Below are 13,318 nucleotides of genomic sequence, written 5' to 3'. Positions count from 1 at the left end.
ATAGGAAGAACATAGTTTTTATACGTAACATACGAAGAATCCGCCTTCAGCATGTTGTTCTCTAGGTCTTAAGTCTGAGGAAAATTATACTGAGAACAGGTATACTTATAGTAAGAAACAGGGAATGACTGCATAAACAGGCATTTCTAAATAAATCGATTTCAAGCAATCAGAATGTATATGAAATACGATATAATAGATGAAATATAGTGCATATAAATTCGCACATATAAATAAAGGAGCGATTTTGTTGACTGAACTCGAGAAAAAAGAACCTGTATCGATTGTGAAAGATAATAATGTAGAAGTAGTCGTTGATACAGTTATAAAAGATGCGGAATTAGAGGAACTGAATAAAGAAGCGGATCTTTATGTACAAAAGTTAAATAGCGAGCAAAATACAGATTTATCAAAAGTATTGTCTCAACTAGGAGATTTAGGGGATAAAGAGCAACAAGCAGCAGGACAAACGTTGTCAGCATTAAAACGTCCTGTCACAGCGATGATGAATGGAAAGAACGAAGAAATTCCAAATACATTGTTAGAATTACGCAAAGTGGTATCAGAGCTTGATCCGAATTCACTTAAAGCAAGTGGTATGAAAAAAATTATGTTTAAAGTATTCAAGAAAAACCCACTTGAAACATACGTGCATAAATATCAATCTATAGATAAGCAAATTGAGGAGATTATAAGATCCCTTTTAATTGGTCGTGACAACTTACAAGAAGATACAGTAGGACTTGAAATGCTTAAAGAGCAATCGCACGATAAAATTCACGCGCTTGATAAGCAAGTATACTTAGGGAAAAAACTTGCTGGCATGCTGGAAGCTGAGAAACAAAATCCAGAACGTCAAAGAGATATTCCATTAATTAATGATGCTTTAGAAAAGATTTTAGTGCGTACGCGTAATATGCAGCAAGCGAAAAGTGTGTTATTACAATCCATCGCATCTGTAGACATTATTAAGAAAAATAATGAAAAGCTAACAGAGGCAATTCGTAATGCAATTACGATGACGCAAAACGTTGTAACAGTTTCTGCTGCTATCCAGTTAGCATTAACGAATCAACGTAAAACAATTGATGCAGTGAATGCAACAAATGAAGCAATTGAATCAATGGTATTAAGCAATTCTCAAGCATTAAAACAAAATACAGAAGAAACAACAAAACTTCTTGAAAATCCTGCAATAAGCATGGATAAATTACGCGAGTCATTCCAAAACGTATTCGCTGCAATTGAAGCTTCTGAGAAATCGTCAGAACGTATTATCGAGTCAAGTAAGAAGTTTGTTATTGAACTAGACACATTTAATGATGAAATGAAACAAAAACTCATTCAGCGCCCAAGAAAATAGCAGACTTTTAGAGGAGGTGAAAAAATGAGTTTCATTCAAACCGTATTAGTACTATTGGGTACATTGCTTTTAATCGCATTTACTGTCGTTGTTTTAGTTGTATATTTCGGACGTAAACTGTATTTTTCATGGGCGAAGCCATATAAAAGAGCACATGATTCTTTAGATAAGTTATCGAATAAATCATTACCATTTCTACAAGAATTTACACAACATCCACTCTTTTATCGCTGGGTTCGTACGGAAGGAAAGAAAGAACAACATACATTAAACACTCTTTTCTGTACATCGGGTCAACGTACGAGAGAGCAAGTATTCTCAATGTTACCGAAAGAAAAACAGAAAAAAGTACATGTAATGGCAAAAACAACGAAAAAACTTACAAATGAAGATATTGATGTAGCGGCGATGAAAGTAAAAGAATTTTTAAGACAAGAAACGCAGCAAACAGTAAAACCGACAGACTTATCGTTTTATAAATTGTATTTTTATGATCGATATCCAGATGCATTAAATACAATTCAAGCGTATAAACGCTCAATAAATCCTTCATTACAACGCACGGTTGATGATATTACAATTTCAGTATTAAATGCCTTGCCGTATTATCAGGAGCAGCGTATGTTTGAACAACAACATAAACTTGAAACGTTTTTAATGAAAGATTTAACGGCGATGCTGTCGTTAGTCGTACAATTACCCCCTTCACAACGACCAGAAAAAGAAGAAGAGTTAAAAATCTACTTGCAAAATTTCCAAAAAGAAATGGAAGTAGTCGAGCGAGATATTCGTGATTCCATTGATCACGATTTGAATGTGAAGATGAGAGCAGCAACTGAGAAGTTTAAGAATAAATAATAAAAGCGCCTTAAAGCTATAGTTCTTAGCTTGTAAGGCGCTTTTTTATTAGATGTTATTTTGCTTTAACGGTTGTATGACTAGATGCAACACTTTCATTATGCAATCGATCAACTGCAGTTACTACATACGTATACGTTTCTCCAGAAATAGCTGTTTTATCTACATAAATTTCTCCAAGTTTTGTTTTTCTTACAGTAGTAAGTAAATTTTTTGGATTTTGTATATCCACTTCATTTTTTCCATTCACACGGTAAATGGCGTAATAAGCAGAGTCATTCTCTCTATCATCAATGATACCTACAGCAATACCTTCCTCTCTTGGAATGGCTCCTTTTAAAGTCGGTGGTTTTGGTGGTTCATGATCAAGCCAAGGCATAGGCGGGATTAATGCAGGATGTTTATATACGTCTTTTACGAGTCTATCTTTAACTCCAAGTGGATTGTTATTAATATCTTTTAAGCTAAAATGCATACTACCTTTTATTTCTGGATATAACCAGTTTAATGCAATTTGTCTTGGATATTCTTCCGGATCAGACCAAGCGGGGACAGAATTATTATTAATTTTATAGGCCGCCTGACCGATGTATAGGTGAATCGGTTTATTATTTGTTTCTTTTACCCACCAGTCTACTAATATGTCATATGCAGCTGGTGTGAAACCAATATTCCAATATATTTGCGGTGTAATGTAATCGATATAGCCTTTTTGTATCCATTCACGTGTATCAGCATAAAGATCATCATAGTTTCTTTGACCTGCAGTTGTGTTAGATCCAGTTGGATCGTCAGCTATATTTCGCCATACGCCGAAAGGGCTTATGCCAAACTTTACGTATGACTTTTCTTGTTTTATAGCAGTATTTAAATCTCTTACAAGTTCATTTACATTGTCACGTCGCCAATCCTCTATATTTGTAAATCTACCGTTATTATATGTTTCGTACGTTTTTTGATCGGGGAATTGTTCACCCGCCACTTTATATGGATAAAAATAATCATCCATATGCAATGCATCTACATCGTAATTTTGTACAATTTCTAAAGCACCTTCAGTTATAAATTTTTTTACTTCTGGAATGCCAGGGTTGTAATATAACTTTCCTCCATAAGGTACAACCCAATCGGGATGCTGTTTTGCAGGGTGATTATCCGCTAATCGATTTATATCAGTGTGATTCATCGTTATTCGGTACGGATTAATCCATGCGTGGAATTCTATATTTCTTTTATGTGCTTCTTCAATCATAAATGCGAGTGGATCATAACCAGGATCTTTTCCTTGTGTACCTGTAATGTATTCAGACCAAGGACCGTAATTGGAAGGATAAAAAGCATCAGCGGTTGGTTTTATTTGTACAACTACTGCATTCATACCAGTGTTTTTTACATCGTCTAATAATCTAATAAACTCTTGTTTTTGATTTTCGATAGGTAAGCCAGTTTTTGAGGGCCAATCAATATTAAGAACAGATGCAATCCATACAGCACGTAATTCATGTTTTTTGTAAGTAGTACTTACTTCAGCGTAAGTAGAGTGAGGGGACATGAAAGGAATAAAAAAGATGACGATACAACATATCATTAATATACGTTTAACGATCATTTATACGCCTCCCTATTATATCGTTAACTAATATAATATCTGAGGCGAGGTTGGCCTTACAATTGAGAAAAATAAATATTGAAACATTAATTTAATAGGAAAAATATTTTTACTGAAATTTACTTTCAGTATAACTAAATTCTTTCACTTCTTCATATGCTTGTTAATAAAGTGAAACTTCCTTTCATCCGAAGGGGATAATTTATAAGTATAGGAGGATTAATAAATGAAGGTTTTATTCGTTTGTTCTGGAGGGATGTCCAGTGCAATTATTGTAAACGCTTTAAAAAAAGAGGCGGAGAAAAAAGGTGTAAACATGGAAGTGCATGCGATTGGAACAAGTGAGGTGGAAGAAGAAGTAAAGAATGGCTGGGATGTTGTAATGGTTGCACCTCAAGTAAGACATCGATTTGACTCTGTTAAAAAATTTGCAGAAGAGGAATCTATCCCGTGCGGTATTATACCGCCACAAGCATACACACCGCTTGGTGGACCCACTTTATTAAAAACTGTAAATGATTTAATTAGTTAGGGGGAAGTGTTATGAATAAGTTTGTCACGTTTCTTGATAAAAATTTATCTGGACCGATGGCAAGGCTTTCTGAACAGAGGCATTTACAAGCAATTCGTGATGGAGTTATTTCGGCGTTACCATTTATTATTGTAGGAAGTTTCTTTTTAATCGTAGCATTTCCACCGTTACCGAAAGATAGTTTCATATCTGTTTGGGCATTAAAAAATCAAACGAGTATATTAATACCATATCGTTTAACGATGTTTATTATGTCTTTATATATAGCATTTGGAATAGGATATAATTTAGCGAAAAGTTATAAGCTAGATGCTTTATCAGGAGCACAGCTTGCAGTATGTTCATTACTATTAACATTAACGCCTGAATTGATTGATAAAAAAGGGTTTATGCTTCCGATGACAAATCTCGGAGGTCATGGATTATTTGTGACGATGATTGTTTCTATTTTATCAGTAGAGATTTTAAGGTTTTGTAAGAAGAAAAACGTAACGATCAAAATGCCAGAACAAGTACCACCATCAGTAGCGCGTTCGTTTGAAGCACTTATACCTGCGGCTTTCGTTATTATAATTATGAGTCTTATTACGGTTGTTTTTAAAGTGGATGTACATTACGTTGTGGATAAATTAGCAGCACCGTTAGTTAAAGCCGGTGATAGTTACTTTGGTGTTATCATCCCTGTATTTTTAATTACATTTTTCTGGTCTTTCGGGATACACGGTGTATCTGTTGTAGGTACTGTCGCAAGGCCGCTTTGGGATGTGTATTTAGGGAAGAACGGTGAAGCTGTAGCAAGTGGGGCGAGTCATTTTCCATTCATTGCACCAGAGCCGTTTTATCAATGGTTTATTTGGATTGGTGGCTCGGGAGCAACGTTAGGACTTGTGTTAGCTATGATTGTATTTGGCCGGTCAAAATATTCGAAAGCACTATCGAGAACTTGTATTGTGCCCGGCATTTTTAATATTAATGAACCGGTTATATTCGGTTTACCAATTGTCCTGAATCCAATCTTAATTATTCCATTTGTTATTACACCATTAGTAACAGCTACTATAGCTTATTCTGCAACTGCAATGGGATTTGTAACGCCAACGCATATTATGCCACCGTGGACCTTGCCAGCTCCGATTGGTGCATATTTAGCTACAGGAGGAGATTGGCGTGCAGTTGTATTAGTGTTAATAAATATAGCAATATCATTCCTTATTTATCTACCATTCTTTAAAATGTACGACAAAAATATGCTTGAAATTGAAAAGAATGGAGACGGAGAATCTGTTAATTCGTAAGCTTCATACTGTATTTATGAGTGATAGGCATTCTGTCTATCACTTCTTTTACATGAAGTTCAGAGAGGATGAATTGGAATGAATATAAAATTTAGTTATAAAGGTGTATTTTTATTACTATTTGGAGTAATATGTTCAAATTTTCTTTTTGTACCTTTATTAAGAATGCTAAATCTATCACAAATGCATAGTATATGGCTCGTTACAAGCATTGCGGCAAGTGTTTTGCTTACAGTAGTTGTTTCTTTTATTGATGGATCGTTTGCATCAAAAACGCAGTTGTTTTTTAGATTTATATTATTTTCGGTCGGTTGTACGTTTGTAACTTACATCATTGTTTTTTTAGTAATGGGAGGTCATGCATGTTATGTATATTGCAGGGATAATGTCCGGTACTTCGTTAGACGGAATAGATGTAGCGCTCGTTCATATAGAAGGGAGCGGTGTAGATTCTAAAGTTGAACTCATCCATTTTACTACTGTGCCATTTTGTAATGATATGAAAAATGAGATCCAGCAGGCATTATCAATAGAAAATTCAAATGTCCAACTCATATGCAGTTTAAATTTTAAACTCGGTTTACGTTTCGCAAACGCTGTAAAGGAAGTTTGTAAAGAGGCCAATTTTCCTTTGGGACAATTAGATTTAATTGGTTCTCACGGACAAACGATTTATCATCAGCCACAGCAAGATGGAAGTATGATTCCTTCCACATTGCAAATTGGAGAACCGGCAGTTATAGCGTATGAAACGAATACGACGGTTATTTCTAATTTTCGAACGATGGATATGGCAGCAGGGGGACAAGGTGCACCACTTGTACCATATTCAGAGATTATTTTGTATCGTCACCAAACTAAAAATAGACTACTACAAAATATTGGCGGGATTGGTAATGTTACTGTTATACCAAGTGAACGAAGTGAGAAGAGCGTTATAGCATTTGATACAGGTCCAGGGAATATGATAATTGATGAAGTATGTCAAAGGTTATTCCAGTTGCCATATGATCAAAATGGTAAGATTGCAAAACAGGGTGTAGTTGTAGAAAAAATTTTGACATTTTGTATGAACCATCCATTTTTGAAAATGAATCCACCGAAATCAACTGGTAGAGAACAGTTTGGAGAAGAATTTGTCAGTGAGTTATTGAAGCAGTTTGAAAAGCATAGTAAAGAAAATATATTGACGACTGTCACAATGTTTACAGCAAGTTCAATTGTTTATCATTATAAGGAGTTTATTTTGCCGTATTATGAAATCGATGACGTAATTCTAGGTGGTGGCGGAAGTTATAATGATACACTTGTAGAAATGATACGATATGGATTGAAAGAAGAAAAATGTGCATTATTCCTTCAAGAAGATATAGGCTATTCTTCAGAAGCGAAGGAAGCAATCGCCTTTGCGATTTTAGCAAACGAAACGCATCATCGTAATCCGAGCAATGTGCCGAGCGCAACAGGTGCAAAGCAATCTGTAGTTCTAGGGAATATAACATTCCCTCCAATTTGAAATGAATGAGGCGAATATATGAAATATATGATTGGAGTAGACGGCGGGGGAACGAAGACAGAAGCAATTGCATTTGATAAAGACGGAAATGAACTTGTAAGAGCTACAAGTGGTTTTGGGAATATATTAATAGATTTTGAAGAAGCTCTTGTGCATATTATGGAAGCTATCGATGAATGCCAGAAAGGTTTATTAAATGAGCATTGCGTTTGTATTTGTTTAGGATTGGCTGGTGTAAGTGGAGCAAATACGAATGAATTTACATTACCTTTAAAAAAGAAGTACGGAACACCAATTGAAGTATTTAATGACGCAATGATCGCACATGCAGCTACTTTAAAAGGGAAAGATGGAATTTTAACAATTGGCGGTACAGGCGCGATTTGTATTGGAAAGAAAGGAGAAGTGTACGAGTATAGCGGTGGATGGGGGCATATTCTAGGTGATGAAGGAAGTGGGTATTGGATTGCGTTACAAGGTTTAAAGAGAATGGCAAATCAATTTGATCAAGGAGTTATACTTTGTCCATTAAGCATAAGGATTCAAGATGAGTTTCAACTTTTGACGTCGTCTCATATAAAAAGACTAGTATATAGTTCTTCAAAAGATAAAGTGGCTGCAATTGCACCATTCATTATTGAGGAAGCGAGAAATGGGAATGATGATGCACATGAAATTATAGTGCAAGCGGCTAAGGAATTAACGAGAATTACGGTGAATATTTATAATAAAATGCAGTTTGATGTAACAACTTCAATTGCAGTAAGTGGCAGCATTTTGCGTTTCGTTCCTGAAATATATGCTGAATTTAAGAGATGCTGTGAGAAAAGTATGGGAGACGTTACATTTGTACCACAATCAGAACTAGCAGTGAAAGGAACATATTATTTAATGAAGAATAAATATTTTAAAATATAACTGCATGAGAATTTTTGTATGATTTGTAAATATATGATGTTAAAATGTATGAAGGGATGTAGATAAAAAAGTACAATATACATAGTTCTTGAATATTGTATATGTATTCCCATATAGAAAGTGAATGATTACATGATTAATAGTATGCAGTTTTTGTATTTGGTCGCTTCTTATTTATTTGGAAACATATTGACCGCTTATATAGTAACGAAATGGAGACATAACGTTGATATTCGGGATGAAGGAAGCGGTAATCCTGGCGCAAGAAATATGGGGCGTGTATATGGAAAAGGATATTTCATCGCTACATTTTTAGGTGATGCAATTAAAGGGGCAATCGTAGTTTCTATTGCAAAATACCTTTTTGGAGATTCTACATTTGTAATGTTAGCTTTACTGGCTGTTTTACTTGGACATATTTATCCAATTGTATTTAAAGGCAAGGGCGGAAAAGGCATATCAACTTTTATTGGAGGATTAATCGCATTTGATTATTTGATAGCGCTTACTCTTGTTGTTGTTTTCGTTATATTTTATTTAATCTTTAAAGGGTTTACTAAGCCAGGGTTAATTACAATCGCTTGTTTGCCAGTGTGCATGATTTTGTATTCTTACTCTATTGTTACGACTATTTTAAGTGCTCTTATCATTGTACTTATTTTATATGTAAATCGGGAATGAAATGAATTTTTAATAAGTGGAGTTAAGCTCCACTTATTATTTTTATTAAATACATAAAGGAGATTAGGCATGGGGTTAATTTATAAAGTTGCTGATCAAGCTTGGGAATTTGAACGTATACATAAATTGAATTACAAAACATTTGTAGAAGAAATTCCGCAACATGAAGAAACGAAAGAGCGTGTTCGTATTGATCGTTTTCATGATGAAAATACATATTTAATTTGTTTAGATGACGATAAGTTAGTAGGTATGGTTGCGTTGCGAGGGAAACGACCATTCTCATTAGATAATAAAATTTCAAATTTAGATTTTTATTTGCAAGAACATGGAGAAAACGTATATGAAATTCGTTTACTTTCAGTAGAACGTGAATATCGAAATGGAAGAGCGTTATTAGGTTTAATTCGCTTTTTACATCGTTATTTGCTTCTAAATGGATATGAATTAGCACTCATTTCTGCAACAACACGTGAACTACCTTTATATGAGCAAATGGGATTCAAATCTTTCCATTCGTTAGTTGGTACAGAAGAAGCAGCCTTCCAGCCAATGTATGTTACCCCTGCTATGTTTGAAGCATCGAGTGTTGGGGGTATTATGACGAAAGAATATACGTTTTTACCTGGTCCAGTAGATATTGAAGACAATATTCAAAAAGCATTTTCTGTTAAGCCTATTTCGCATCGTTCTAAGTCATTTCAAGTGACGATGGAAAATGTGAAAAAACGTTTACTGCAAATGACAAAAGCGAAACGTGTGCAAATTATGTTAGGAACAGGGACGTTAGCAAATGATGCTATTGCTTTACAGTTACGTTCTTTAAAAGGAAAAGGGCTAGTATTAACAAATGGGGAATTCGGTAATAGATTAGTTGGACAAGCAGCGCGCGCGCAATTACATTTTGATACGTATAAAAAAGAAATGGGAGAACCATTTATTTATACCGAATTAGAACAAATAATGGAAACTGGAAATTATGAATGGCTTTGGTTTGTTCACCATGAAACATCAACTGGTATGTTAAATGAGTTAGACGAGTTAAATGTTTTATGTAAAAAGTATAAAGTGAAACTATGTGTAGATTGTATTAGTTCAATTGGAGCAATACCGATAGATTTAAAGGATGTATATTTTGCGAGCGGTGTTAGTGGAAAGGCAATTAAATCGTTTACTGGTTTATCTTTCGTTTTTTATAGTCATAATGTGAAAGTAAACGAGACTTTACCGGCCTATATGGACATTGGCATGTACGAAGAAAATGAAAGTATTCCATATTCTCATTCATGGAATTTAATTTATGCATTGCAAGAAGCGTTGAAGAGATTTGAAGATGAAGAAGTATTTGAAAAAATAAAAGAGACGTATGCATATATTGAACAAGCTATTACTACTATGAGTTTAAAACTTGTTTCACCTAAAGAACATGCTGCGCCAATTATACTTACCATTCAATTAAATAAAGATCTTTCTTCTAAATCGGTAGGTGATGCGTTAGCGTTACAAGGATATATCGTCCATTATGAATCAGCGTATTTACAAAAGAATAACTGGATCCAAATCGCATGCCTGAATCATTACAAAGAACGTGATATGAAGAGGATGTTAAATTGTTTACAAATGTTTGTATTACAGAGTGAGGTACATATATAAAGACTTTTTCTTAATATTGATGGTTTCGTATAAAGGAGTTGCTACATACGAAAACTTAGGAATAGATCATTGGAAGAGGTGTTAGTATGATAACTAAAAAACTACCGTTACAAATAGAGGATATTAAAAAAGCTCAAACCATTATAGACAGAAATGCTCGTAAAACGCCATTAGTAAAATCATTTTATTTGACTAGTAAAACAGGCGGAGAAATTCACTTGAAATTAGAAAATATGCAATTAACGGGTTCTTTTAAATTTCGTGGTGCATTTAATAAAATGTCACAGCTAACAGTTCAGGAAAAAGAGAGAGGAGTAATTGCTTGTTCCGCTGGTAATCATGCACAAGGAATTGCTTTATCAGCTCATTTACTTAGTATTAAGAGTAAAATTGTTATGCCAATTTCTGCACCTCAGGCGAAAGTTGAAGCAACTAGAGGATATGGATCAGAAGTGATTTTATATGGTGAAACTTTTGATGATGCGAAGGCAAAATGTGAGGAGATTATTAAGGAAACAGGTGAAACATACTTACATCCATATGACGATGTAGAAGTAATGGCTGGTCAAGGTACAATAGGATTAGATATTCTTGATGATATGTGGGATGTTGATACTGTCATTGTACCAATTGGTGGAGGTGGAATTATTTCTGGTATTGCTGTTGCATTAAAATCTTTTAATCCATCCATTAATATAATTGGTGTCCAAGCAGACAATGTTCATGGGATGAAGGCATCTTATGACAAAGGTACAATTGTAGAACATTATGAGGCACCTACAATAGCAGACGGCTGCGCAGTTAAAATACCTGGCGATTTAACTTTTGAAGTAGTAAAAGAATTAGTAGATGATATTGTAACGGTATCAGAAGGTGAATTAGAAGTAGCGATGAAAGACTTATTACAACGTGGTAAAGCTGTTGTAGAAGGGGCTGGCGCATTAGCTACTGCTGCTCTACTTGCGGGGAAAGTGGATCCATATATTAAAGGGAAAAAAGTAGTCGCGGTTATATCTGGTGGAAACGTAGACTTGCAGCGCATTTCCAGTGTTTGTGAGCAATTCTTTGTAGCTAATGAAGTGAAATAGTATTTTTAAAAATAGTGTTAAGAATGAGGAGCTAAGAGGATTGATCTTAGCTCTTTTTAATTATGCCTGAGCTGAAGTAAATAATGACTCCATTTTTATTTTACTCTTTTCTCGAATTTCAGCATCTGCATGGCGCATTACAAATTTATGCGCTATAGCGATTGCTAAAACATCATCTAATAAGCCAATCCCAATAATAGCAGCTATATCTGGAATGAAGTCTATTGTTAATACGTAATAAGATAAAGCGGCTAATATGATGAATTTCGCTTTAGTAGGTAACCCTTTTTTTCTCATTGTGTAGTATAAAATAATACTTTCATATACGCTTGATTTCCCGAGGTTTGCTGAGCTTTTTTTGAATTTTTTCCAAAGTGTCTGTTTCTCCATATAAATACTCCTTTTACAAAAACATAGATTTTTTAAAAGGATAGACAAAGAAGTGAGGAAATAATCAATTTTATTGTTTTTCTTATTTTATATTTCCATAAAAATAGGGAATTACCTGTTCAAAATAATAGACTGATCAAAGTTACTTAAATTCACGCAACCACCTTATTCATTAGGATAAAGATTCTGATATGTTTCCACTGTAAGTTTGATTAAATTCTTTAAAACATCGATGTCGATATTAGCTAGTTTATTAACATAAATGCAAGCCTTACTTTTTGTGTGTTTACCAAAGCTTTCTAATAGTTTTTCTCTTTCCTCACTTTCATAGGTCAAATAAAGACTAATTTTCGCTTTTCTTGGTGAAAAACCGACTAAAGGCGCATCGCCTTCACGTCCTGATGCATACTTATAGTGATAGCTACCAAAGCCTATAATACTAGGACCCCACATTTTTGCATCGTAACCAGTTACTTCTTCAAAAATTTCTAATAACTGATAGGCATCTGCCTTTTTCTTCTCATTTTCCACACTTTCAATAAATTCAATTACACTATTTTCAGTTTCTTTCATCTTAGGCTCATTCATATATACACCCACCTATTCTCTGAATAAATTTATCTTAACATAAAACTTAAACTCAGTATTCTAACCAAATGTATCTGTACAATACATAGTTTTTGTAATATGTTAATGTACATGTCGTAAACTATCCTATGACATCAATATTTCCTCTTTGTTTTGTAATGATTGCACAAACCCTATTTGCAGTTGTTCCTTCATATCTTTAGTTACAATTAGTTTCGGTATTTTATTCGAATTATTCAGTGTTTCTCTAATCTTTTCGTATAGTTCCCGTATTCTAGCCATTCGTTATCAAGACCTAAACCTTAAAAAGCAATAAAAAATAAGGGATGACGCATAGTATACATGACTAATTCATGTTCAAGAGCATCCAATGTGGTAGGGGCTAGAAGTGCTGGAGGAACTAAGGCCACAGTTGGTCATTATGAATAAGAGCCCAATAGAAAATCCCTTGTATGCAAGAGGATTTTGTTTTTGGGAATAGTAAGCGTGAGGGGAGGTGCATTACATATGGGAAAAGGTAGAAGTAATAATGCTGGTAAAAAGCAACCGAATTTCGATGATTCATCTAATTTCGCTAAACAAAGCCAACCAACAGAAAAAAAGAAGAAATAAGAAAAGGAGCTCTCTTGATATAGAGAGCTCCTTTTTCAGAGTGTTGGGAAACCCTGAAGGGGTTCCCAACACTCCGGAATCTTTTTTGATTTTAGTGAAAGAAAACAATATAAAATCATTGAATTTAGAAAATAGCCCACCACTAACCCCTTTTTGGTTAGATGGAGGGCTATTTTTTTCATGTTTTGACAAGCAGCGGTGAGGTAAGCTTGCAT

At 34.4% G+C, this 13,318-nt stretch carries 13 protein-coding genes and 1 pseudogene; 10 read left to right on the top strand and 4 right to left on the bottom strand.

Annotated elements, in window-relative coordinates; translation table 11 throughout:
- The first annotated feature begins 250 nt into the window (after window positions 1-250).
- Both ACUXEY_RS25460 and ACUXEY_RS25455 read left to right on the top strand, forming a co-directional pair.
- The gene (locus tag ACUXEY_RS25460; protein WP_000137396.1) at window positions 251-1,363 is read left to right on the top strand and encodes a toxic anion resistance protein; all 1,113 of its coding nucleotides are present in this window, start codon (window positions 251-253) and stop codon (window positions 1,361-1,363) included.
- Window positions 1,364-1,387: 24 nt separating this feature from the next.
- Entirely contained in the window at window positions 1,388-2,221 is an 834-nt protein-coding gene (locus ACUXEY_RS25455) for a DUF3974 domain-containing protein (protein WP_461301867.1), read from the top strand.
- 55 nt (window positions 2,222-2,276) lie between these two features.
- Here the strand turns inward: ACUXEY_RS25455 and ACUXEY_RS25450 are convergent, their stop codons facing one another.
- Entirely contained in the window at window positions 2,277-3,830 is a 1,554-nt protein-coding gene (locus ACUXEY_RS25450) for a glycoside hydrolase family 10 protein (protein ID WP_461301866.1), read from the bottom strand.
- A 226-nt stretch (window positions 3,831-4,056) separates the two neighbouring features.
- Between ACUXEY_RS25450 and ACUXEY_RS25445 the strand changes: the two genes are divergently transcribed.
- The 8 genes and pseudogenes from ACUXEY_RS25445 to tdcB all read left to right on the top strand — a co-directional run bounded on the left by ACUXEY_RS25445 (window position 4,057) and on the right by tdcB (window position 11,513).
- Window positions 4,057-4,362 (top strand): PTS sugar transporter subunit IIB, encoded by a 306-nt coding sequence (locus tag ACUXEY_RS25445; protein WP_461301865.1) that lies wholly within the window; start codon window positions 4,057-4,059, stop codon window positions 4,360-4,362.
- Window positions 4,363-4,373: 11 nt separating this feature from the next.
- Complete coding sequence (locus tag ACUXEY_RS25440; protein ID WP_048524829.1) at window positions 4,374-5,657, top strand: PTS sugar transporter subunit IIC; 1,284 nt, start codon at window positions 4,374-4,376, stop codon at window positions 5,655-5,657.
- A gap of 78 nt (window positions 5,658-5,735) precedes the next feature.
- Window positions 5,736-5,999, top strand: a pseudogene (locus tag ACUXEY_RS25435) (hypothetical protein); the annotation flags it as partial.
- A gap of 25 nt (window positions 6,000-6,024) precedes the next feature.
- Window positions 6,025-7,173 carry an anhydro-N-acetylmuramic acid kinase AnmK gene (anmK, locus tag ACUXEY_RS25430; RefSeq protein WP_461301864.1) on the top strand — a complete coding sequence of 383 codons (1,149 nt, stop codon included), beginning with the start codon at window positions 6,025-6,027 and terminating at the stop codon, window positions 7,171-7,173.
- Between the two features lie 18 nt (window positions 7,174-7,191).
- Window positions 7,192-8,091 (top strand): BadF/BadG/BcrA/BcrD ATPase family protein, encoded by a 900-nt coding sequence (locus ACUXEY_RS25425; protein WP_461301863.1) that lies wholly within the window; start codon window positions 7,192-7,194, stop codon window positions 8,089-8,091.
- Window positions 8,092-8,223: 132 nt separating this feature from the next.
- Entirely contained in the window at window positions 8,224-8,772 is a 549-nt protein-coding gene (plsY, locus tag ACUXEY_RS25420; protein ID WP_044791822.1) for a glycerol-3-phosphate 1-O-acyltransferase PlsY, read from the top strand.
- Between the two features lie 69 nt (window positions 8,773-8,841).
- Window positions 8,842-10,425, top strand: a complete 1,584-nt coding sequence (locus tag ACUXEY_RS25415) for an aminotransferase class V-fold PLP-dependent enzyme (protein ID WP_429601340.1) — start codon at window positions 8,842-8,844, stop codon at window positions 10,423-10,425.
- 86 nt (window positions 10,426-10,511) lie between these two features.
- Window positions 10,512-11,513 (top strand): bifunctional threonine ammonia-lyase/L-serine ammonia-lyase TdcB, encoded by a 1,002-nt coding sequence (gene tdcB / locus ACUXEY_RS25410; RefSeq protein WP_166705455.1) that lies wholly within the window; start codon window positions 10,512-10,514, stop codon window positions 11,511-11,513.
- Between the two features lie 60 nt (window positions 11,514-11,573).
- Here tdcB and ACUXEY_RS25405 read toward each other — a convergent pair whose 3' ends face one another.
- The 3 genes from ACUXEY_RS25405 to ACUXEY_RS25395 all read right to left on the bottom strand — a co-directional run.
- Window positions 11,574-11,903 (bottom strand): YkvA family protein, encoded by a 330-nt coding sequence (locus ACUXEY_RS25405; protein ID WP_166705456.1) that lies wholly within the window; start codon window positions 11,901-11,903, stop codon window positions 11,574-11,576.
- Window positions 11,904-12,068: 165 nt separating this feature from the next.
- Window positions 12,069-12,491 (bottom strand): DUF1801 domain-containing protein, encoded by a 423-nt coding sequence (locus tag ACUXEY_RS25400; RefSeq protein ID WP_461301862.1) that lies wholly within the window; start codon window positions 12,489-12,491, stop codon window positions 12,069-12,071.
- A 647-nt stretch (window positions 12,492-13,138) separates the two neighbouring features.
- Window positions 13,139-13,318, bottom strand: a 180-nt coding sequence (locus tag ACUXEY_RS25395) for a hypothetical protein (protein WP_461301888.1), incomplete at its 5' end; no start/stop codon positions are given.

It is taken from the genome of Bacillus sp. F9_6S_D1_P_5 (assembly GCF_054823925.1).
This window is presented reverse-complemented; position numbering and strand designations above follow the sequence as displayed.